The following is a 20,759-nucleotide window of genomic DNA, read 5'->3' on the forward strand; positions in this document are numbered from 1 at the left end:
GTTGCCGGTCAAGAAAGTGAATTTGTACTCGCGAGACGGCGACGCAGATTCTACGTCGTTCGTCGCAGAACGTGAAGCGGCTGCGTCAGCCCGCCTGCGATCGTCAGCAAGCCTTGAATCCCCCGGTATTTAGCCGGACAATGAAGATCGCCACGGCCGCGCAGCTACCATTGCAAACTCAGGGGCCCGGCACGATCAGGGAGGGGACTTTCGACATGCCGGGACGCACGGTCGTCATCGCAGGGCCTTCGGGGAGCGGCAAGACCGAGCGCTTGCTCGCCGGCTATCGCACGGCGTTGCGGGCTGGCCCGATCGGCAGTGTGCTGTGGATCGCTCCGACGCATCGCAGCGCGGCCGAGGTCCGCCAGGCCATTCTCCGCGACGAGCTGCGTGCCTGCTTCAAGCCGGCGGTCATGACCTTTGACCAGTTCGCCGAGCAAGTGTTGGCGGCGAGCGATCGCGTCGTGCGGCCGATTTCGGATTTGGCCAAGCGGCAAATTCTGCGGCGCCTGATCAAGGCCGAGGCAGTCGCCGGCCGTTTGGACCATTTTCGGTCGATCGCCGAAACCGCCGGGCTCGCCGACCTGGTGACCGAGTTCATCAGCGAGCTGAAGCGCCAGGAAATCTGGCCCGACGAATTCGAACAAGCCTGCCGGGCGCGCGGCCGACAGCGCAAGGATCAGGAGCTGTCGGCGATTTACCGCGCGTATCAGCAGCACCTGAACGACAACGGTTTGTACGACGCCGAGGGGCGGTTCTGGACAGCGCGCGAGTTGTTGCTCAAAGGGCAGCGAAGGCCGTTCGAGCAATTGCGGCACGTCGTGGTCGACGGCTTTACGGATTTCACGCGTCCGCAGTTGGAGATTCTGGAGCTGCTCGCCAAGCGCGTTGCCAGGCTCGAATTTTCGCTGCCGCTGGAAGCCGAGGAGGGCCGCCCTGATCTGTTCGCCAAGCCGGCGAGCACGCTTGCGCAGTTGCGCTGGCGCATACCGGCAGCGGTGGTGGAAACACTTCCGCGCAAGGAACAACCGGCCTGGCCGGCGCTGGCCCACGTCGAACGCGAGCTCTTTAAAAACCCGCGCCACGTCGTGCGCGCCGCCCGTGCCCCGGGAATTGAAGTCAGCGAAGCGGGCCGGGCGCTTGACGAGGCGTATCTGGTCGCACGGCGCATCAAGCGTTTGCTCGTTTCCGGCGATCCGGCGACAGGAAGCAAGGTCAGCCCTGCCGACGTGGTGGTCGTCGCGCGTTCGCCTGCTGGACTCGCAGAGATCCTGCGCGAAGCCTTCGACGACCTGGGCATTCCCCATGCATTCGAGTCGGGCATTCCGCTGGCGCGCATTCCGCTGGTGGCGGCACTCGTGGCGGTGCTGCGCCTGCATGTCGAGGACTGGCCCTTCCGCGGTTTGCTGCACGTTCTGGGGAGCAATTATTTTCGGCCAGCGTGGCCCGCATGGAACGACGGCGCCGTCACAGCATCCGTCGATCAGGTGATCAGGTCGCAACAAGTGTCGCGCGGCCGCGAGACGTTGCTGATGGCGCTGCGCCGCGCCGCCGATGCGCCTGGCGTGACGGCCGCCGGCGTCCTGGACCGAGATCGGCGCGAGGCACAAAGCACGCTTGTCCTTCTCGAACAACTGGCGGCGGCATTGGATCGCCTTCCGCGGCGAACCACTCCCGGAGCGTGGCTCCGCTATCTCGTGCCGTTAGCAAATGAACTGGGGCTGACGCGCGACTTGCCGAGCAATCCGCAGGAGGCGAAGCAATCCATCGATGCCGAGGCCTGGCGCGTGCTGCGCGAGGCTTTCGCCGCGGTGGAAAAGTTTGCGACGGGGCAAGGCGCCGCCGCCGAGGAACTCGATGCGGCGGGCATTCTCGATTTGCTCACCGATATCGCGGCCACGGAAGAGCTACGGCCGACCGGCGACGAGTCGGGCTGCGTGCGTGTGCTGTCGGCCACGAGCGCCCGCGCGCTGTCGATTCCTTATCTGTTCTTCGTAAGTCTTTCGGAACGCGCGTTTCCACCCCCGGAACGGTCCGACCGCTTGTACAACGAGGCGGAGTACGAGCGCTTCGCCGACGCGGGATTGCCGCTGGTCCTGCGTGCCGAAGCCAGTCAGCGCGAGATGCTGCTGTTCTACGAAGTCATCACCCGCGCGCGGCGCCGCTTGTATCTCAGCTACCCGGGGCTGGACGAAAAAGGTCAGCAGCTATTGCCGAGCCCTTACCTCGGCGAGCTCGAGGATGTTTGCGGCGGTCGGATGGATCGGTATCGCGTCGAGGATTTGCGACCGCTGCCCTACGACGGGATCGCCGCCAGCGCCACGGAGCAGCGAATACTTGCCGTGGCGCAGGCGGCGGGCATCGAAATATCGCGGTCCGACCATGGCGCGAACGCACGGCCGCCGGCCGAACCGGGGCCGGTGCTTGCGGGCCTGACGGCTCGGCCCGAGACGCGCCCGGTATTCGAAAACATCCTGGCCGGTCTGGCGGCGAATAGCAGTCGCGCGGGCCGCGAGGAGTTCGGGCCCTACGAGGGCCTGCTCGGCGCTGCCGTGCGGACGTCGCTGGCGACGCGCTTCGGAGCCGAGGTTCGTTTCAGCGCCAGTCGCCTGGAGCAATATAAGCGTTGCCCGTTCCGTTTCTTCTTGAGCGACGTGCTGCACCTCGAGCCCGTGGAGGAGTTGAGTGTAGCGATCGACCCGTTATCGCGCGGCTCGGAATTGCACGACGCGCTGGCGCGATTGCATCGTGAAGTGAATCAGACGCTGGGGCGCGCGGCATCACCGGCCGACCCGGCGGCGGCGCCGGTTTTCGAACAAGCGCTGGCCCGGCTTATGAGGGAGCTGGAACGACGCGCAAAGGATCGGGCGCAACCTTTTCAAGCGGCGTTGGCCGAGATCGAGCGGCGGCAGTTGCGCGATTGGCTCGCCGATTACACCAGGCAGCACGCGAAGTACGACGCCTTGTGGGAGAGTCTCGACCGGCCGCTGGTGCCGGCCTATTTCGAGGTCTCGTTTGGCGACGACCGTCTCACCGATGATTCGCTTTCCACCGTTGAGCCTTTGGTGATCAGCGATGGCGCGCGCCAGGTTCTGGTGCGCGGCCGGATCGATCGCGTCGACGTGGGGCACGCCGCGGGCCGGCCCGTCTTCGGAGTCCTGGACTATAAATCGGGAAAAGCGAAAAGCTACAACCAAGAGGCCATCGAATCGGGCGAAGCTTTGCAAGTCTTCTTGTATGCTCTGGCCGCCGAAAAGTTGTTCGCCCGCGAACAGCGGATTCCGTGGAACGCCGGCTATTGGTTCGTCACGGATGAGGGATATCCCGAAAAAACCTCCGTGCAGATTCACGAGGTCGAGGCCAACCAACTGCGGGCGACCAAGCAGTGGCAAGAACTGCGTGATAAAGACACGGCTCTGGTGCTTGACCTGGTCGAGGGGATGCAGGCCGGCAAGTTTCCGGTGTTCAACGACAACGATCGATGCACGAGCTTTTGCGACTTTCGCACGGTGTGCCGGGTCAACCAGGTCCGCGCGACGGGGAAGAAATGGCAGCCACAAACGCGTCAGGATTAACCGAAGAACAGCGCACTGCCATCGAGCGGCGCGGCGTTTCGATCGCGCTCTCGGCCGGGGCCGGCTGCGGCAAGACGCACGTGCTGGTCGAGCGGTTCCTGGCCGCGCTTACGCCCGCCACGAACGGTGACGAGAGCGGCGCCAAGGGATTGTCCGGGCTGATCGCGATCACCTTCACGGATCGCGCGGCGCGCGAGATGCGCGATCGCCTGCGGCGCAAATGCCGCGAACGGTTGCGCGCGGCCGACGATCGTCACGCGGACGATTGGCTCGGCCTGTTGCGCGAACTCGAATCGGCACGCGTCAGCACGATTCACGCCTTTTGCGGATCGCTGCTGCGGGCCCACGCCGTCGAGGCCGGCATCGACCCGCACTTTCAGATCCTGCAAGCTGGCCCGTCGGCGACGCTGTTTTCCGAGGTGGTCGAGGATCAATTGCGCGAACAGCTCGGCCAGATGAACGAAGATTTGCTGGACCTGGTCGTCATGTTCGGGCTCGTGCCGCTGCGGCAGATGATGCAGAAACTGCTCGGCCGCCGGCACGCCATCGATTTCGACGAGTGGGTGCTGGTCACGCCTGAAGAATTAGTCGAGCGCTGGCACGAGGTCGAAGTTAAGGAGGTGCTTCCGCAGCTGCGTGCGCAGTTTCTCAAGCTGCCAGAAGTGGCGTCGTTACGAAGGATCATGGCGAACTGGACGCCAACCAATAACGTCATGCGGGATCGATTTGTTTCGCTTACTGCGGCACTTAACGACCTCGCCTCGGGCGAGGAGTTTTATCGGACGATCGACGCCATTCGCGATGCGGCCCGAGTCCAGGGAGGGGGCTCGCGTAAAGACTGGTTCAGCGACGAAATCTACAACGAGTTTCGCGACGCCGCCACGGCGGTACGAGATTGGGCCAAGGATGCCGAGAAGCGTTCGAGAATCGAGGCCAAGGGGGCCCTGCCCAGCGCCGCGGCCGGGCTGGCGCTGTTGCGGGTGGCGCGGCCAGTCATCGCGGCGTATGAGGATCGCAAGCGCGAGCTGAGCTTGCTGGATTTCGACGATCTGCTGGCACGCACGCGCGATCTGCTCCATGGCGCGCACGGCGAGACGTTGCGGCGGCGGCTGGCGTCGCGGCTCGATCTGCTGTTGGTCGACGAGTTTCAGGACACCGATCCGCTGCAGGTCGAGCTGGTGAAAGTTCTCTGCGGTGGCCAGTTGCAGGAGGGGAAGCTTTTTTTTGTCGGCGACGCCAAGCAATCCATCTATCGCTTCCGCGGCGCCGATCCGCGCGTCTTTCGCGAATTGCAAGGTGAAATCCCGCGTGCCGGCCAACTGCCGCTGACGCGGAACTTCCGCAGCCAGCCGGGCGTGCTCGATTTCGTCAATGCTCTGTTCCGCGATCGACTGGGCGGGACGGAGTACGAGGCGCTCGTCGCACATCGGCCGGCGCTCGCCGAATCGCCGATTGTCGAGTTCCTGTGGGCCACGCCGCCGGCCGACAATACCGAAAAGATCGACGCCGAGTTTCTACGAAAACAAGAGGCCGAGTGGATCGCGCGGCGCGTCGCGCAGATTCTCGCCACGGGCCAGGTGACGGTTCCTGCTGACGCGCGCGGCCCGGCGCGCTCGGCCGGACCCGGGGACGTGACCATTTTGTTCCGCACGCTGTCGGACGTGCGCTATTACGAAGAGGCCTTGCGGCGCCACGATCTCCCTTATTACACCGTCGGTGGCGGTGCCTACTACGCGCAGCAAGAGGTGTTCGACCTGCTCAATCTGCTGCGTGCCATCGACGCGCCGGGCGACGTTGTGAGCCTGGCCGGCGCGCTGCGCAGCCCCTTCTTCTCGTTGACCGACGAAACGCTGTACTGGTTGGCGCAGCACGAAAAAGGATTGGCGGCCGGGCTGTTTGCCGCGGCGCTGCCGGCACAAATCGAAGGCCAGCAGCGGCGCCAGGTGCAATTTGCCGCGAAAACGCTGCACGAGCTGCGCGCGCAAAAGGATCGACGGTCGGTCGTCGCTTTGATCCGCCACGCACTGGCCCGCACCGGATACGACGCGCTGCTCTTGGCCGAGTTTCTCGGCGAGCGCAAGCTGGCCAACTTGCGAAAGCTGATCGACCAGGCGCGTATTTTCGATGCGTCGGGCATTTTCACGTTGTCCGATTTCATTCACGAGCTGAGCGAGTTCGTTGCGCGCCAGCCCGATGAGCCCCCGGCGCCGGTCGAGCTCGAGACGAGCACGGTTATCCGCCTGATGACGATTCACCAGGCGAAAGGCTTGGAATTTCCGATCGTCGTCGTGCCCGACCTGATGCGCAGCCAGAATGGCTCGCCGGTGATCGCGGCGTTCGATCCGCGGCTGGGACCGCTCGTGCGCGCGAAGGACGAGGATGCCGGCGCGTGTGGCTTTGACTTGTGGCGCGCGCTGGAAGAGCAAGAAGAGGCCGACGAGGGAATTCGCCTGCTGTACGTGGCCGCCACGCGCGCCGCGGATTACCTGATCCTGTCGGCCGGTATCAAAGATTTCGACAAGCCGTCGGGTTGGCTCGAATTCCTCGGCGAACGTTTCGATTTACGATCCGGATCGCTGCAAGCCCACTTACCTGGCGGATGGTCCCAGCCGCGCGTCACGGTCACGCTCGAGCGTCCGCCGACTCCGCACGGGGCGGACAGCAAGCCGCGCGTCGAATGGGATCGGGTGATCGCCGAGGCGCGGGAGTGTGCGGCGGCGGGGCGGGGCGTTTCGTCGCCGCTCGTCGAGCCCGTTCCGCCCGATCACGCGGCGCGGCGCGTCTTTTCGTTTTCACGCCTGGCGGGCCAGTTCGAGAGCGAGGAGTTGCCTGCCCGTGACAAGGACGCATTCGCACGGCTTGCAACGGAGGAGATTACCGACGAGCCGGCAGGGAGTGCCACGGAGTTGGGCGTTCTGGCGCACGCGGTGCTCGCGCAAATCGATTTCGCGGCGCCGGGCGATGTGTTAGAGCGCTGCCGCGACGAACTCGCGCGCCGGTTCTCGTCCTCAGAGACCAGGCCTGAAAGCGCCGCGGCGATGATCGAGCGCTTTTTGCAGTCCCCGCGCGCGACAGCGCTGCGCGAGGCCGCCGCGGTGCATCGCGAGTTGGAATTCTTGCTCCGCTGGCCGCCGGGCGGGCCGGCGGATGGTCGCCTGATCCAGGGCTTTATCGATTGCCTGTATCAGGATCGTGACGGCCGCTGGCACCTGTTGGATTACAAGACCAATCGCGTGACGGCCGCGGCGGTGCCACAACTTGCGGCGCGTTACGAATTGCAAATGTCGCTCTACGCGATCGCCGTGGAAGAAGTGTTGGGCGAAAGCCCGGCCACGCTGACGCTGTGCTTTTTGCAGCCGGGCGTGGAACATGTGGTGCCGTGGAATGGGGAGGCGCGCAAGCACGCGATCGAGCAGATTAACTCCGCACTCACGGCGGCGATCGCGAAGTCCACTTAAGTGCGCGAAAGCGGCTGCCGCGCTGCGGGCGAAACATGCGCCCGTCCACTGCGGGTCGACAGTTCGGCGGCAAATGCAGGACCCCGGAGCACCCAATCGACCACGCGCCAGTCGAGCCAGCGTCGGTCAGCATCGTTTCCTCGGGCGCCAATGAATCCCAAGTGCCCGCCGTGCCGTGCGACGTGCAGGCTCGTGGCGGGGGACAGGCGCAAAGCCTCGAACATGTGCCGCGGCACGAGGGGATCGTCGGCCGCCGCAATGATTTGCGTCGGAATGCGAACGTCAGCCAACAGCGGCGCCGAACTCGACTGCTGGTAGTAATTCGCCGCGTTGCCAAAACCGCAGACCGGGCCGGTGAACCAATCGTCGATCTCGATCAACCGTTTCGGCTGCCGCGCGAAATCGACCGAGACGGCATGCGGCGCCCGTCGCCGACGCTCGAGTAGCTGCCCGCTGAGCAAGCGAGCGAAATAACGATCGTAGCCGCGGTTTTGCCAGCGGCCGATCCAGGCCGAGCACGCGGCCAGGTCCGCCGGCGGGCAGACGGCCATCACGCGGCACAAGTTCTCGGGCGGGCGATCCGCCGATTCCCCGGCCAGCTTCAGCGCGATATTTCCTCCCAAGGAATAGCCGATCAGCGTTACGGGCGAATGCGGACACAATGCGCTGATGAAACGCAGCGCCGCCGCCGCGTCGGCCGATCGGCCGCTGTGATAAGGTAACCGCGCCAGCTCGATGCCCGCCCCGCAGCCGCGGAGATCCATGCGAAACGCGCGGACGGCGTGGGCACAGAGCTTTTGCGCGGCGCGGCGCATGTAGACGCTCTCATGGCTGCCGCCGAGCCCGTGCATCAGTAACGCCACCGCACAGCCCGGCTGCCATTCCTCGGGGCAATCGTCGTGCAGCACCAGCCGGTCGCCATCGTCGAGCGCGACCTGGTGCTGCCGCGCACGGTAGTCGTTCAACTCGCCCGGGAAGTAAACGCCGGCCAGCGTTTGCAGGTGCCCGCTGCGCAGCAGGGGATGCGGCCGAAACGGGGGAAGGTCGTGAGCGGCGTTCGGCTGGGCCAAGCAGACACCTCGAGGAGTATGTTCTTCACGCTGTCGCCCGCGGCATGGCTTTGAGCCGGCGCCACGGTGACTCTAGCTTAGACGTGCGCGTGGATTATCGATAGCTACTTGCACGCCGCTCGTGAGGCGGGGGCAAAATGGCTCAGTCGACGGCCGGGTCCAGATCCGGCAGCCGCTCTCGTCCGGGATCCGTAATGTCGAGCAGGCACTGACCCGTCAGTTCGGCAAGCGCGGCGTTCGCAACGAGAAAGACCCGAGCGCCGAAGTCCGGCACCGGCAGCGACTTTCCGTCTAAATCCAGTGCTAACGTGGGCGCATCGCCATACGGCGCCCCGATCGCTTGCGCGTAGCCGAGCGGGTGCCAGTCGGCATCGATCGAGCCGATATGATCGAGCACGGAGCAGCGGGCGGCGCGGATTTCAGCGACCGCCGTGGCATACTCGTGATAAAACCGCTGATAGCTTTTCCAGGTTCCCGCCGTGGGACTTGTGTCGTCGAGCGCGGCGCGGGCCGGCTCGCTCAGACGCTCGTCGAGATTCGCGGGTAAGAAATTCGGCCCGCGCGCCGCGTCCTCAAGGAATTTCTCCACCCGAGCGATGACCTGTAGCAGTCCGCGGGCACTGGCCGCGAACAGCGGTCGCTCGCCGGCCGGAAAAATAATGACCGAAACGTGCTGGCCGGGATCGAGATTTCCACCCAGCTTGTAAATGGCCTCGGCCACCGTGCAGCCGCGCAGTTCGTCATAGTCGCCCACGAAGGTGAATTGCTGGCCAGGCTTGCCCAAGGATTTCAATTGCGCGATCGATAGTTGCGCTTGTGTGGTCGGGTCGTACGCGACCATCCGCAATAATCGCCGCGGTTGTTCGTTGGCCAACAGGGCAGCGAACGATTCTCTCGCCGTCGGCCGTCGATGGCGCGCGTGATCTTGCTCGGACTGCGATCCCGCATTGCCGCCGGATACTCGTCCGCCGATCACGAAATGGCGAATCGCCACGATCGTTGTTACCGCTGCGGCCAAAAGCAGCAGTGCGATGATGCGGCGCAGCGAGAGTGCAGACGACCGGCGTGCATCCATACGCAAACGCCTAGGACAGCCCCGGAATGGGCCGGCCCCCCTCGGTGACGATCGGGATCGGCCGTCCCTGACGATTGACCCACTGCGCGTCGAGGTCGATGTCGAGATGGCGAAACACGGTCGCCGCCAGATCGGCCGGCCGCACGGGAGCTTCGGCGATGTCGTAGCCGCGCCGATCGGTGCTGCCGATGACCTGGCCCATCGGTAAACCGCCGCCGGCCACGATCATCGACATGCAGTTCGTCCAGTGGCCGCGTCCGGCCGTGGCGGTCATCACCGGCGTGCGGCCGAATTCTCCCATCATCAAAACGAGGGTCGAATCCAGCAGGCCGCGCGCCTCGAGATCGTTGATCAAGGCAAACAGCGCGCGATCGACGACGGGCAGGATCGGCGTCAATCCCTTCTGAATGCCGCCCCATACGACCTCGTCGCCGTGATGGTCGAAATATCCCCACTTGCCGCTGACGAGGGTGAACGTGACGCCGGCCTCGACCAGGCGCCGCGCGAGGAGCGTCTTCTCGCCCAGGCTGCCCGGCCCGTAGGCGTCGCGCGTCTTCTGGTCTTCTTGCGATAGATCGAAGGCCCGTTGCACGCGTTCGCTGGTGACCATGTCGACGGCCATCTGCGAAAAGCGATCGGCGCTGTCCATCGCCCGTGACAAATCGAGGTCGCGGCGAAAGCGGTCGAACTCGTGACGCAGGGCGTCGCGATGCCGCACCCGATCGACCGCGATTCCCTTGGGCATGGCGAGTCGGCCCGGCAGCTCCTTGCCGTTGACCGGTTCGAAGTTGTTGCCCATGTGCCCGGCGCCCCACACGTCGGCCTTCCAGCTATCGGCCAGTCCGACGAAGGCGGGCAGATTCGGCGCGTTGGGGCCGCGCAGCCGGGCGACGATCGAGCCCATCGACGGATAGCCTTGCCCATCGTTGCCATCGTCGCTGCGGCGCGCCAGCGCATTGCCGGCTTGCATCGTGATGGGCGTATGGTTGCTGGCCGAGCAATCGACCGAGCGAATGATCGACAGCCGCGGCATGAGCTGCGCCGTCAGCGGCAGATGTTCGCACACCTGGATGCCTGGCACGCGCGTGTCGATGGCCTGATAGGGGCCGCGAATTTCTTGGGGAGCGTCGGGCTTGGGGTCCCACATGTCGATATGGCTGGGACCGCCCGAGAGCCAGAGAAGAATGACGGATGTTTTGTCGCTGCGACCCGCCGGCGCTGCTGCATTCGTTGCCGTGGCGGCCGCCGCGCGATGCTTGAGCAAATCGACGAGCGAGAGCCCCGCGAGGCCGGCTGTTCCCGTCTGTAAAAACCAGCGGCGCGAACCACAGCGGATTGTGTCGGCGCGCGGCGGCAGCATCGGGTTGGCCGTGTTGGCACGTTGGTGCTCGTCAGCGTGCAAACGGCCGAAAGGCGGACGACTCTCGGGCATGGTCGCGCTCCTGGGGCGGGAATCGGTCTGTCGCGCGGCAATCGTCGGGCAGGATCCAAGCGGCCCCCGGATTGTACCCATAAACGGACGAGAATGCATCAGGGAGGCGCGGTCGCTGGTTGGCACAAAGACCGTGACGAGCTACAAAGCGATCTCCTGCCGAAACATCCGAATCAAGCTTCTTTCCCTCCCCGAGTTTCGTAATGCCTTGTTTTGTCACACATCTGGAAAGTGCCATCGATGGCACTCAGCTTCCGGCCAACGAGCCGCAAACGTTGCACAAGGATCGCCCGCTGTGGGTTCGTTACGACCTGGACGCCGTGCGACAGGCCGTGACGCGCGAAGATCTGGCCGAGCGCCCACCCACGATGTGGCGCTATCGCGAGCTGCTCCCCCCGGCTGATGAGAAGTGGATCGTCTCGCTCGGCGAGCAGATGACGCCGATCTTGCGCTGCCGCCGGCTGGGGCATCGTTTCGGATTGGAAAACTTGTACATCAAGGACGAGTCGCGGCTGCCGACCGGCAGCTTCAAGAGCCGCGGCCTGGCGATGGCCATCACGATGGCCGGCCAGTTCGGCTTGCGCCGCGTGGCGATTCCCACGGCCGGCAACGCCGGCGGCGCGCTGGCCGCTTACGCAGCCCGGACAGGCATGGACGCTTTTGTCTTCATGCCGCAAGACACGCCCGTGATTAACCAGCTCGAATGCCGGCTGGCGGGCGCCAAGACCTTTCTCGTCAACGGGCTGATCACCGATTGCGGCCGCATCGTGCGCGAAGGGAAGGAGCATCTTGGCTGGTTCGATATGTCGACGTTGAAGGAGCCGTACCGCATTGAAGGAAAAAAGACGATGGGGCTCGAACTGGCCGAGCAGTTCGGCTGGCGCCTGCCCGACGTGATTGTCTATCCCACCGGAGGCGGTACCGGCCTGATCGGCATGTGGAAGGCCTTCGAGGAGCTGGCAGCGCTGGGTTGGCTGGAAGAGACGCGCCGCCCGCGCATGGTGGCCGTGCAATCGTCGGGCTGTGCGCCGATCGTGCGGGCCTTCGAAGCGGGCGCGCGCTTCGCCGAACCATTCCCCGATGCCAAAACCGTGGCGAGCGGCATTCGCGTGCCGGCGGCGGTCGGTGACTTCATGATCCTCGATGCCGTTCGCTCAAGCGGCGGTCTGGCCGTGGCCGTCGATGAAGCACGCTTGCGCTATTGGATGGCGCTAGGCACCTCGAGCGAAGGGATCGCGATCTGTCCCGAGACGGCGGCTTGCCTGGGCGCGGTCGAAAAGCTGGCCGCCGAGCGCTGGATCAAACGGGACGAGCGCGTGGTGGTCTTCAACACGGGCGCGGCGCAGAAATATCCTGAAGCGATGGCTGTGGAGCTGCCGCGCATCGACAAGGACGCACCGCTGGACTGGGAGCGAATCGCGCAGGGATAGCCGTCTGCTATCCACGCTGATTGTGTAGCCGTGGCGAGAGCGATCGTTCACACGGTGCCCGATGGCGGCCCTTCGCTGTCGCGTCGTCGGCGGTCGGCGGGGCGGACCGCCACGGCGACCGACAGGGCAACCATGATGCCGACACCGAGGACGATGGCCGCGGCAATGAACGTTCCTGAGAGCGTTCCCGACATGATTCGTCCCTGGAAGCCGAGGCGGGCGTCGGTGCCCAATTCCTCCGGCCGCAAAAGTCTGCAAGCAAAATCAAGGTAGCTCCGCTAGCATAAGCCTATACCACCGGCGGACCGGCGGCCAGCAGCTTTGTGGATGGTTTTTGCCTCAGCCGGCGGCCCCAGATCGCTAATTGCTCGAAAGCACAGAATCATGGAACCTATCAAAATCGGCCTGATCGGAACCGGACACTCGCACGCCGCCGGCAAGCTCGCGGCGTTGCGCGCAAACGCTGATTTCGAGGTCGTGGGCGTCGCCGAACCGGATCAAAAGCTCGCTGCCGCCGCGCAAGGAGCCGCCGCGTATCAAGGGCTGCCGTTTGTTGCGGAAGAGCAGTTGCTCAATACGCCCGGCCTGACGGCGGTGGCCGTCGAGACCAACGTGCCCGACTTGTTGGCGGCCGGCGAGCGCGTGATCGAGGCCGGCAAACATCTGCACTTGGAGAAGCCGGGCGGGGCATCGCTACCGCGCTTTCGCCGTCTGCTCGATATGGCCGCGCGCAAGCACCTGGTCGTGCAACTGGGCTACATGTATCGCTACAGCCCCGCGATCCTCCTCATGCGTGATTTGGTCAAGCAAGGCGCGCTGGGCGAGCCGTTCGAGATTCACGCCGTGATGAGCAAGGTTGTGAACCCGCCGTCGCGGCGGGCGTTCGCCGAATTCGCCGGCGGCATGATGTTCGAGCAGGGTTGCCACTTGATCGACCTGGTGATCGGCCTGATGGGGCGGCCGGCGCGGGTCACGTCGTTCTTGCAGCATGTGGCGCCGATCGACGATCGCCTGGCCGATAACACGCTGGCGGTACTCGAATATCCGCGGGCGATCGCCTCGGTGAAAAGTAGCGCGATGGAAGTCGAAGGGGGCGCGCGACGACACTTCGTCGTGTGCGGCACCGAAGGAACCTGCCACGTCCAGCCGCTCGACGAGCCGAATGTGCAATTGGCACTATCCCGGCCGCGCGGCGATTATAAAAAGGGGTACCAGGAAATCCGCTTCGGCGAGTATCCGCGTTACGTCGGCGACATGGCCGACCTGGCGAAGCTCATCCGCGGCGAGAAAGAGCCCGACTTCTCTTACGATCACGACATCACGGTGCTGGAGACGATGCTCACGGCATCGAAGATGCCGCTCGACCGGTGAGAACACGAGGTGGCACACGGACTAGAAACGCTCTTGCCGCCTCGACGCTTTACCCTCCCCTGGCCCCTCCCTGAAAGGGAGGGGAATTATGCGCGGCCGGCGATGCGGTCGTAGTTCCTTTACCCCTCTCCCTCCCAGGGAGAGGGTAGGGTGAGGGTCAAGGCGTGACGCAACGACGAGTGCATTGTGAACGACGCGCTTTGCACTGGTCTGTTGCGGAAGCGACCGGCGTGGAAACGCTCTTGCCGCCTCGACGCTTTACCCTCCCCTGGCCCCTCCCTGCAAGGGAGGGGAATTATGCGCGGCCGGCGATCTGGTCGTAGTTCCTTTACCCCTCTCCCTCCCAGGGAGAGGGTAGGGTGAGGGTCAAGGCGTGACGCAACGACGAGTGCATTGTGAACGACGCGCTTTGCACTGATCTGTTGCGGAAGCGACCGGCGTGGAAACGCTCTTGCCGCCTCAACGCTTTACCCTCCCCTGGCCCCTCCCTGAAAGGGAGGGGTATTATGCGCGGCCGGCGATGCGGTCGGAGTTCCTTTACCCCTCTCCCTCCCAGGGAGAGGGTAGGGTGAGGGGCAAGGCGCGACGCAACCACTAGACTAGTAATACGACAGCGTTGTCCCTTCGGAGAGCCGCGCGCAGGGTTGTGGGCCACGCTGCTCGATACCGAACAGCCAACGCTGATCGGGCGTCCGCGAGCGCAAGTATAAGAGCCGCGACACGGGCGGATTGCCGGCCGCTTGCTCGCATTCGGTTTCGTTCCAACCGGATAGAATGCGATGCCACACCTCGGGCCAGGCGCTATAGCGGAAATGGATCGGGTCCCAGCCGTACCAGGCGGTGTTTTGCTCGATCTGCGCGATGCCGCGGCGGGCCGCCAGTTCACTCAACCGCTGGTCCAACTCATGGGCACGTGCCGCAATCGTGGCGTACGGCAACCGCCCGAGCGGAAACATCAAGCGGCGCAAGAAACGAAATTTCCATTCCGGCACCTGATCGATATTGGCCACCGGCAGCCGCGTCATGACGATTCGCGCCTCATGCCGGGCAAGCTGATCAAGGCAGGCCGTCACCCACTCGACGATTTTGTCGACCGGCGCCTCGTACATCAGGTCGTTGCCGATATCGGTCACCAGCGCCGCCGTGGGCGCGGCGGGCCGCTCGTCGAGCGCCGACCACAGCCGTGAATTTTGAATGCTCGGCAGCGTCCGCCCCAGCACGGTGCTACGCGTGCCGTACGAGCGACCGTGGCCTAGCGCCGCCAGGCAGTCGAGCGGCCGGCCCCACTGCCGGTGGCAAGCATCGACGACGGTGGCGATGCCGCGGGTGAGATTGCTCGCGCCCAGGAGAACGACACGCCGCGCCGGCAGGCCCGGAGATGCAATCGAATCGCCGTCGGCTACCATCGCCCCCCGCCAAAGCCGCCGCCCGAGATTTGCTGTAGCAGCGTGTAATTCTGATAAGCCATGTAGCCGAAGAAAATGGCGGCGAAGTTGGCGTGAAAGCGCAGCAAGCAAAGCGCCGCCATGCCGGCCGCGGTGACGATCGAGATCATTAGCGATTGCTGCAGGCCGTGATGCGGATCGAACCGCCCCAGCACGGCCCGGCACACCTGGCCGCCATCGAGCGGAAAAACGGGCAGCAGGTTGACGATGCCCCAGAAGATGTTGATGAATTGCATGTACCAGAGGAGCACGTTCACGTTCCGCGCGGGAAAGGGCTGCCAGAGCATGTAAATCAGTCGGTCGGGATCAACGGCTATCTCGGGCGAGCGGCCCCCCAGCGCGAGTCCGAGGAAGATCACGCCGGCGAAGAGAAAGCCGGCGCACGGCCCGGCCAGCGAGATCACGGTATCGGCCAACCATGTCTCGCGCGTGCGGCCCGCGCCCCCCCACCGTCCCGCGCTAGGAATGGCCAGGCCGCCAAAGCCGTGCAAGACGACATGCGCGCTCATGCCGTAATATTGGAACGCCAGGACGTGCCCCAACTCGTGGACAAGAATGCACGCGAACACGGCCACGACCCACATCAGAACCTCGACCGGATCGCCGTCACGGCCCAGGCCCATCAGGACGGTCACCAGCCAGAACATCGGATGGACGCGCACCGGCACGCCGGCCACACGAAAGTGCAAATCGTACTGTGACGGGGGCGGTTCGACAAAAAACACGTGAGCCTGTCCTGTATGTCAGAAGGTAATTCGTTGCCGGGCTTACGTCCTTGGGCGGTGTGGCGTCCTCGGCCGGTCTCGGCCGCGTTTCAGCATACTGTGGGTTGTATCGCGGCGCAAGGGCGGAATTCGTCGAGGGTTAGGCGACGTTATGGAACTATCTGGTCAGGTTTGACTAAGCCCTGGAGCGTCCTATGTTTGCTAAATTGCTCGTTGGCCTCCTGAAACGATCCATCAGGATCTCGCCTGCGGCAAACATACCGACCGTGGGCGAGATCGCGACATGGCCAATGCATTGATTGTGGATCAGCGCGAGGACCGGCACGAGCCGGCGCCATTGGCCACCTGCCCCCGCCAGAATTGCATGACCACGTCCGACGCCCCTCGTGACGAACTGTTGCGCTGCGACAAGGTCGCCAAGATATACCCTGACGGTCAAGTTGCGGCACTCGCAGACATCGACCTGTCGATTCACGGCGGCGAATTCGTGGCCATCATGGGCCCCAGCGGCAGCGGCAAGTCGACGCTACTGCAAATCCTCGGGCTTTTGGATACGCCGACCACCGGGGAGCTGCATTTCGAAGGCCTGCCCACCAGTCGGCTGCGCCATACCGATCGCGTGCGGGCGGCGAAGATCGGCTTCGTGTTTCAGTCGTTTCATTTGCTGCCCATGCTGACGGCGCTGGAGAACGTGCAGGTGCCGATGTTCGAGAGCGAACTGCCGGCGCAGCAGCGCGCCGCGAAAGCCGCGGAGCTGTTGGATCGGGCAGGCATCGGGCATCGCGCTCGCCATCTGCCGCAGCGCATGTCAGTCGGTGAGCGGCAGCGCGTGGCGATCGCTCGCTCGTTGGCCAACGATCCGGTGTTACTTTTGGCCGATGAGCCGACCGGAGCGCTCGACACCAAGACGGGCGAAGACATCATGGACTTGTTCGTCGATCTGCATCGTCGCCAGCAGATGACGATCGTGGTCGTGACGCACGATTCGCGCGTGGCCGAGCGCGCCGAACGATTGATTCACATCTGCGATGGACGCATGGTCTCGGACGAGCGTCGCTCATGAGCCCCCAGACACATTCGGACACGAGCCGAAAACGGACCCCGCGGCGGGTGATCGGTATACTGGAGGCACGCGCCCGGCGCTTCCGGCGCGCGGATCGTCAGCCGGAGCTGGCCATGCCCCTCAGTCGCAAAAAATCCCTGATTCTGGCGGTGCCGGTTTTGTTGCTGCTGGCCGCGCTGGTCGGCGGATACTCGCTGTGGCTGAAGCTGGCCCGACCGACGCCGGATTCGCGTCGCGAAATGCTGACGGTATTGCCGGCCGCTGCTGAGCAAGCCCAGGCGGCCACGCCCGGATCAGTCGATCTGAACGTGCACGAAATGCCGCGGATCGAGCCGGGGACGATCATCACCAAACGTCCGGCCGGCTGGAGCAACCTGGTTTTGCACGGGGTGCCGCGGGTGGCCGAGGGAGACACGGATCGCGTCTCGGGCATGCTGTCGCGGCTGGTGTCGATGTTTCATCTGACGATTCTGGCCAACGTCGTGCAGGATCACGCGCAGCCGCCGCAGTTCCAGCTCGGCGAGGTCGCCCTGGGGCTGGCGATGGATATCAAGGGCCGCGAAGTCATCGTTTCCAGCAAGACGCAGCAAAAGCTGGGCGCCGACTTGCGACTGATGGAAGAGAACGCACTCTCGGGCAACGAGGCCTGCCTGGACCAGGCCTTACAGGTAGCACGCACGCCGACGATGATGGTCTTCGACGCGACCGCGATCATGCGCCTGGCGGGAGAGAACCGCAACGTCTTCCATCGGCATGCGCTACTCGTTTCGCCGAGCGATGGGCGGCTGACGACGTTCATCTGGGCGCTCCAGCGCGACGCCCAGGGCACTTATCATTTGGCCGCCGACGAGATTCGAAAGCTGTCGCCGGGCGTGCAAGAGGATCGGAAGCTGTATGTCGATCGACGGCGGTTCGTTTTCGGCCTGCCGGCGCAAGAGGCATTCGCGCTGATCGATCTTCCGCCGGGGGAAACCATTGTGCCCAGCGCCGCACTTCAAGAGTCCGCCGAAAGCGCGCTTAAGACTCCGGCCGACGTTACACACCTCGAAGAATTGCTGCGCAACGCGAGTACGCGTGGATCGGACCAACCGTCGGCACAAATGCGCAATCGCCGCGCCCAAGCACGAGACCTATAGGAAGCAGCCATCGCATGAAGCGAATGACCAGCAGTTTCTGGCCGTGCTTTCTGATCGCATGGCTCGCGGCCGGTTCGTGCTGCGGGCCGGCTACCGCCCTGGCCAGTGAAACCGTCGAGGAACTGATCGGCCGGGGCGTACGGCTTGAGTCGGGAGAAATTGCCACGCTGCCCGCGCCGCAGATGCCCGACGGACTCAGTCCCGACGAGCAGCAAGCGGCGCTGCGCAAGGCGGCGGGCAAGTATCCGCTTGATCGCTTCGTGCGGAAATCGGTCGTGGCGCCGTTTTCGCTGGAGATCGGCGCCGTCGACGACGCGGCCGGCCGCCGGCGCGGCCAGCACGTCGATTTTTGCTTTGTTGCCTACGGACAATTGAGCACGGTCATCGAAGAAGACCTGTTCGGCCAGTTGGCGGGCGCGCAGGAATCGGGCCGCGCGGACGACGCGGACTCGATGGCGCGGGCTCTTACCAGCGAAGAGTTGCAGTCACGCGGTTTGAAACCGGTAAAGAACGCTCGGCGCGAAGAAAGCTACGTGCGGTTCGATCTGCCGATACTCAATCGCGTGCAACTACGCGGCGTCGGCTTTGCGGTGCGCGAGAAACGCGCGCACTCGGTGATCGCGGCGCTAGTGCTCGACGACCACTTTCGCGACGACAAGCAGTTTCCGAATTCCTGGAGTCCGCTGGCGCGCGATCCGCAGGGGAAGTTGACCGTCGAAGCGGCAAAGCCCTATTCCGGCCTGGGCGGGTATATGAAAATGACCGAGCTGGCCGAACCGGCGGGCGCGCTGTTCGTCGAATGCCACATCGCCTTTGACGAGCCCGAGGCCTGGTTCCACGGCAAGAACTTTCTGCGCTCGAAATTGCCATTGGTCGTGCAGGACAACGTGCGCACGTTCCGCCGCAAGTTGTCAAAGGATGCGAGCGCCAGCGAGGAGGAATGAACCCGCGCGGGGCGGTTATCTTTCAGCCGGCCAATAAAGGCGCGCAGCATTCCGGCCGAGGATCTTATCGCGGTCGGCCGCGCTGAGGCGTCCGCAAAACAGGTCGACGCTCGCATCGGATTTTGCGGCATCATGTGCCGCTGTCGCGATCTGACCCTTCGGCGCGCTCCCGACGAGCCGCAAACTGCGCGCGTAGCCCGATTTTAAGAGCACGTGCGGAAAATCGCTTCCCCACAGTAATCGGTCCGGGCCAAAGGCATCGAAGACCGCGGTCACCAAGCGGCGACAATCGTGATACGGATAAGGCTCGTCGCTGAAATAGTAGTGGCCGCTCGTCTTGATGTGTACGTTCTGGAGCCGGGCAAGTGCGAGCAGCCCGGCGATTTCCGGCGCCGGTTCAGCCAGGCGTGGATGAGCGAAGTGATCGAGCACGATGTTCACAGGCGCGAATCGCTCGGCCAGCGTGCCGATCGTCGGCAAGTGCTCGGGTCCGGCCAGCACGCTCACGACGGCGCCCAGTTCGCGCGCCGCCTCCCACAGGGGCCAGGTCGCCGCATGGCCAAATGCCGCGGCTTCGTCCGCGACGCGCGGGCGCATGCGCAGGCCGCGGCAGCCGCGCTCGGTGACCCAATAGCGCAGCTGGTCGGCCGCGTCGGGCCGGCGCGGATCGACGACGCAGACCGAGGCCAGGCGGCCGGAGTCCGCGGCGGCGGAGTTTGCCACATACGAATTGTCCGTGCCCGGGTAAACCGGTTGGACGAGAACGGCGCGGTCGATCTGGTGCTCGTCGAGATACGCGCGCAGCAACTCGACCGTTACGTCGCACTGGCCGCTGACGATCGTCGCGGCCTGCGGCGCAGTTACCGCGCGCCAAATGTGCGTGTGGGCGTCGATGCGCATGGTCAGTTGGCAACAGGGACTGCGCCCAGTGCCTTGTTCAACCGCGGCATCAACTCACGGGCAAACAACTCCTGGCTGCGGACCCAGCTGGCTTTGTCGTCCCAATCGTAGCCCATCAGAACCAGCGTGCCGAAGGGTCCGGTCTCGTCGATCAATCGCAGCAGACGATCCAGAACATGGTCGACGTCGCCGGCGATGATCTGCTCCTGCATGAGATAGTCGAGATTGCAGTCGGCGTCGCTCATGTCGAGATCGCGCTTGTAGAGCTTGCGTCCGAGCCCCTTGTCGAACAAGCGGCCGATGTACTGGTAATTGCGACCGAGGGAGTTGGTTCGTGCCCGTTCTTGCGCCTCGCGGGTGGTCTCGGCCAGGAAGATCGAGCGCGAGACTTTCCAGTCGGCGCGATCGGCAACGCGGCCGTGCTGCTCGGCGGCCTCGGCATAGGTGTTCCAGATGTCGGCCACGACATTGCCGGCGATCAGGCAATGGGCAAAGGGCTGATATCCGCGCCGCGCGGCCGATTTCATGCTCGGCGAGTTGCGGCTCATGCCGGGAACCGCGATCGGCGGCGCGGGACGCTGAAACGGTTTGGGAATGTAGCCGATGGCCGTCTCCTCATCGACGGTTTTGTGCAGGTCGATCTTCCAGTACTTGCCGTCGTAACGGTACGGAGGCTCGTTCGACCACAGGTAAAGCACGATGTCGAGCGCCTCGTCGCTCATCTCGCCGCCTAGTTTCGGTTCGACGCCGTACAATTCCTGATCGCTCGTGACGCTGCCGGGACCGAAGCACAGATTGATCCGGCCGCGCGACATGTGGTCGAGCATCGCCAACCGGCAGGCGACGTGCGCGGGATGATGCTGCTGCAAACAGACCGGCGCCGGACCGAGGCGGATCGTACTCGTCTCGGCCAAGGCCCGGGCGATGAAGATCTCGGGCATGGTGATCGGCTCGTATTTCATCGTGTGATGCTCGCCGATCCAAAACTCGCTGAACCCGAGCTCTTCGGCGCGGACCACGAGCTCCAGATCCTCGTCCAGGCATTGGCTCAAGGACTTGGTGGGGGGATGAAACGGCATGATGAACATGCCGTATTTCATGGGAATCGCGGCACTCGCCATGTATCAGTCTCCTG

At 64.4% G+C, this 20,759-nt stretch carries 15 protein-coding genes; 7 read left to right on the plus strand and 8 right to left on the minus strand.

Annotated elements, in window-relative coordinates; genetic code table 11:
- Nucleotides 1-140 precede the first annotated feature (140 nt).
- Nucleotides 141-3,575 carry a PD-(D/E)XK nuclease family protein gene (locus VHD36_11555; GenBank protein ID HVU87948.1) on the plus strand — a complete coding sequence of 1,145 codons (3,435 nt, stop codon included), beginning with the start codon at nucleotides 141-143 and terminating at the stop codon, nucleotides 3,573-3,575.
- Complete coding sequence (locus tag VHD36_11560) at nucleotides 3,548-7,033, plus strand: UvrD-helicase domain-containing protein (protein HVU87949.1); 3,486 nt, start codon at nucleotides 3,548-3,550, stop codon at nucleotides 7,031-7,033. Before VHD36_11555 ends, VHD36_11560 begins: the two co-directional genes overlap by 28 nt.
- Here VHD36_11560 and VHD36_11565 read toward each other — a convergent pair.
- The 3 genes from VHD36_11565 to VHD36_11575 form a co-directional block, all read right to left on the minus strand.
- Nucleotides 7,030-8,103, minus strand: a complete 1,074-nt coding sequence (locus tag VHD36_11565) for an alpha/beta fold hydrolase (protein ID HVU87950.1) — start codon at nucleotides 8,101-8,103, stop codon at nucleotides 7,030-7,032. The genes VHD36_11560 and VHD36_11565 overlap by 4 nt on opposite strands.
- A gap of 142 nt (nucleotides 8,104-8,245) precedes the next feature.
- Nucleotides 8,246-9,178, minus strand: coding sequence for a hypothetical protein (locus tag VHD36_11570; GenBank protein ID HVU87951.1), 933 nt, complete (start codon nucleotides 9,176-9,178; stop codon nucleotides 8,246-8,248).
- A 10-nt stretch (nucleotides 9,179-9,188) separates the two neighbouring features.
- Nucleotides 9,189-10,610 (minus strand): DUF1501 domain-containing protein, encoded by a 1,422-nt coding sequence (locus VHD36_11575; GenBank protein HVU87952.1) that lies wholly within the window; start codon nucleotides 10,608-10,610, stop codon nucleotides 9,189-9,191.
- A 203-nt stretch (nucleotides 10,611-10,813) separates the two neighbouring features.
- Between VHD36_11575 and VHD36_11580 the strand changes: the two genes are divergently transcribed.
- The gene (locus VHD36_11580; GenBank protein ID HVU87953.1) at nucleotides 10,814-12,040 is read left to right on the plus strand and encodes a threonine synthase; all 1,227 of its coding nucleotides are present in this window, start codon (nucleotides 10,814-10,816) and stop codon (nucleotides 12,038-12,040) included.
- 47 nt (nucleotides 12,041-12,087) lie between these two features.
- Here VHD36_11580 and VHD36_11585 read toward each other — a convergent pair whose 3' ends face one another.
- A complete protein-coding gene (locus VHD36_11585; protein HVU87954.1) occupies nucleotides 12,088-12,234 on the minus strand; it encodes a hypothetical protein in 147 nt (48 codons plus the stop codon).
- A 190-nt stretch (nucleotides 12,235-12,424) separates the two neighbouring features.
- Between VHD36_11585 and VHD36_11590 the strand changes: the two genes are divergently transcribed.
- Nucleotides 12,425-13,411 carry a Gfo/Idh/MocA family oxidoreductase gene (locus VHD36_11590; GenBank protein ID HVU87955.1) on the plus strand — a complete coding sequence of 329 codons (987 nt, stop codon included), beginning with the start codon at nucleotides 12,425-12,427 and terminating at the stop codon, nucleotides 13,409-13,411.
- A gap of 599 nt (nucleotides 13,412-14,010) precedes the next feature.
- Here VHD36_11590 and VHD36_11595 read toward each other — a convergent pair.
- Nucleotides 14,011-14,817 (minus strand): hypothetical protein, encoded by an 807-nt coding sequence (locus VHD36_11595; protein HVU87956.1) that lies wholly within the window; start codon nucleotides 14,815-14,817, stop codon nucleotides 14,011-14,013.
- Complete coding sequence (locus VHD36_11600) at nucleotides 14,811-15,581, minus strand: site-2 protease family protein (GenBank protein ID HVU87957.1); 771 nt, start codon at nucleotides 15,579-15,581, stop codon at nucleotides 14,811-14,813. Before VHD36_11600 ends, VHD36_11595 begins: the two co-directional genes overlap by 7 nt.
- 283 nt (nucleotides 15,582-15,864) lie before the next feature.
- On the opposite strand from VHD36_11600, the gene VHD36_11605 reads away from it, so the two are divergent.
- The 3 genes from VHD36_11605 (at nucleotide 15,865) to VHD36_11615 (ending at nucleotide 18,724) form a co-directional block, all read left to right on the plus strand.
- A complete protein-coding gene (locus VHD36_11605) occupies nucleotides 15,865-16,644 on the plus strand; it encodes an ABC transporter ATP-binding protein (GenBank protein HVU87958.1) in 780 nt (259 codons plus the stop codon).
- A 113-nt stretch (nucleotides 16,645-16,757) separates the two neighbouring features.
- Nucleotides 16,758-17,780 (plus strand): hypothetical protein, encoded by a 1,023-nt coding sequence (locus tag VHD36_11610; protein HVU87959.1) that lies wholly within the window; start codon nucleotides 16,758-16,760, stop codon nucleotides 17,778-17,780.
- A 14-nt stretch (nucleotides 17,781-17,794) separates the two neighbouring features.
- Complete coding sequence (locus VHD36_11615) at nucleotides 17,795-18,724, plus strand: hypothetical protein (protein HVU87960.1); 930 nt, start codon at nucleotides 17,795-17,797, stop codon at nucleotides 18,722-18,724.
- Between the two features lie 15 nt (nucleotides 18,725-18,739).
- Here the strand turns inward: VHD36_11615 and VHD36_11620 are convergent, their stop codons facing one another.
- Both VHD36_11620 and VHD36_11625 read right to left on the minus strand, forming a co-directional pair.
- The gene (locus VHD36_11620) at nucleotides 18,740-19,624 is read right to left on the minus strand and encodes an amidohydrolase family protein (GenBank protein ID HVU87961.1); all 885 of its coding nucleotides are present in this window, start codon (nucleotides 19,622-19,624) and stop codon (nucleotides 18,740-18,742) included.
- Between the two features lie 2 nt (nucleotides 19,625-19,626).
- A complete protein-coding gene (locus VHD36_11625; GenBank protein HVU87962.1) occupies nucleotides 19,627-20,745 on the minus strand; it encodes an LLM class flavin-dependent oxidoreductase in 1,119 nt (372 codons plus the stop codon).
- Nucleotides 20,746-20,759: the final 14 nt, after the last annotated feature.

The organism is Pirellulales bacterium, assembly GCA_035546535.1.
Taxonomy (GTDB): domain Bacteria; phylum Planctomycetota; class Planctomycetia; order Pirellulales; family JACPPG01; genus JACPPG01.

What these genes read in the sequence shown, in the direction of transcription:
- VHD36_11555 (HVU87948.1), top strand. Translation starts at nt 141, where the DNA reads ATGAAGATCGCCACGGCCGCGCAGCTACCATTGCAAACTCAGGGGCCC.
- VHD36_11560 (HVU87949.1), top strand. Translation starts at nt 3,548, where the DNA reads ATGGCAGCCACAAACGCGTCAGGATTAACCGAAGAACAGCGCACTGCC.
- VHD36_11570 (HVU87951.1), bottom strand. Translation starts at nt 9,178, where the DNA reads ATGGATGCACGCCGGTCGTCTGCACTCTCGCTGCGCCGCATCATCGCA.
- VHD36_11575 (HVU87952.1), bottom strand. Translation starts at nt 10,610, where the DNA reads ATGCCCGAGAGTCGTCCGCCTTTCGGCCGTTTGCACGCTGACGAGCAC.
- VHD36_11580 (HVU87953.1), top strand. Translation starts at nt 10,814, where the DNA reads ATGCCTTGTTTTGTCACACATCTGGAAAGTGCCATCGATGGCACTCAG.
- VHD36_11585 (HVU87954.1), bottom strand. Translation starts at nt 12,234, where the DNA reads ATGTCGGGAACGCTCTCAGGAACGTTCATTGCCGCGGCCATCGTCCTC.
- VHD36_11590 (HVU87955.1), top strand. Translation starts at nt 12,425, where the DNA reads ATGGAACCTATCAAAATCGGCCTGATCGGAACCGGACACTCGCACGCC.
- VHD36_11595 (HVU87956.1), bottom strand. Translation starts at nt 14,817, where the DNA reads ATGGTAGCCGACGGCGATTCGATTGCATCTCCGGGCCTGCCGGCGCGG.
- VHD36_11605 (HVU87958.1), top strand. Translation starts at nt 15,865, where the DNA reads ATGGCCAATGCATTGATTGTGGATCAGCGCGAGGACCGGCACGAGCCG.
- VHD36_11610 (HVU87959.1), top strand. Translation starts at nt 16,758, where the DNA reads ATGCCCCTCAGTCGCAAAAAATCCCTGATTCTGGCGGTGCCGGTTTTG.
- VHD36_11615 (HVU87960.1), top strand. Translation starts at nt 17,795, where the DNA reads ATGAAGCGAATGACCAGCAGTTTCTGGCCGTGCTTTCTGATCGCATGG.
- VHD36_11620 (HVU87961.1), bottom strand. Translation starts at nt 19,624, where the DNA reads ATGCGCATCGACGCCCACACGCACATTTGGCGCGCGGTAACTGCGCCG.
- VHD36_11625 (HVU87962.1), bottom strand. Translation starts at nt 20,745, where the DNA reads ATGGCGAGTGCCGCGATTCCCATGAAATACGGCATGTTCATCATGCCG.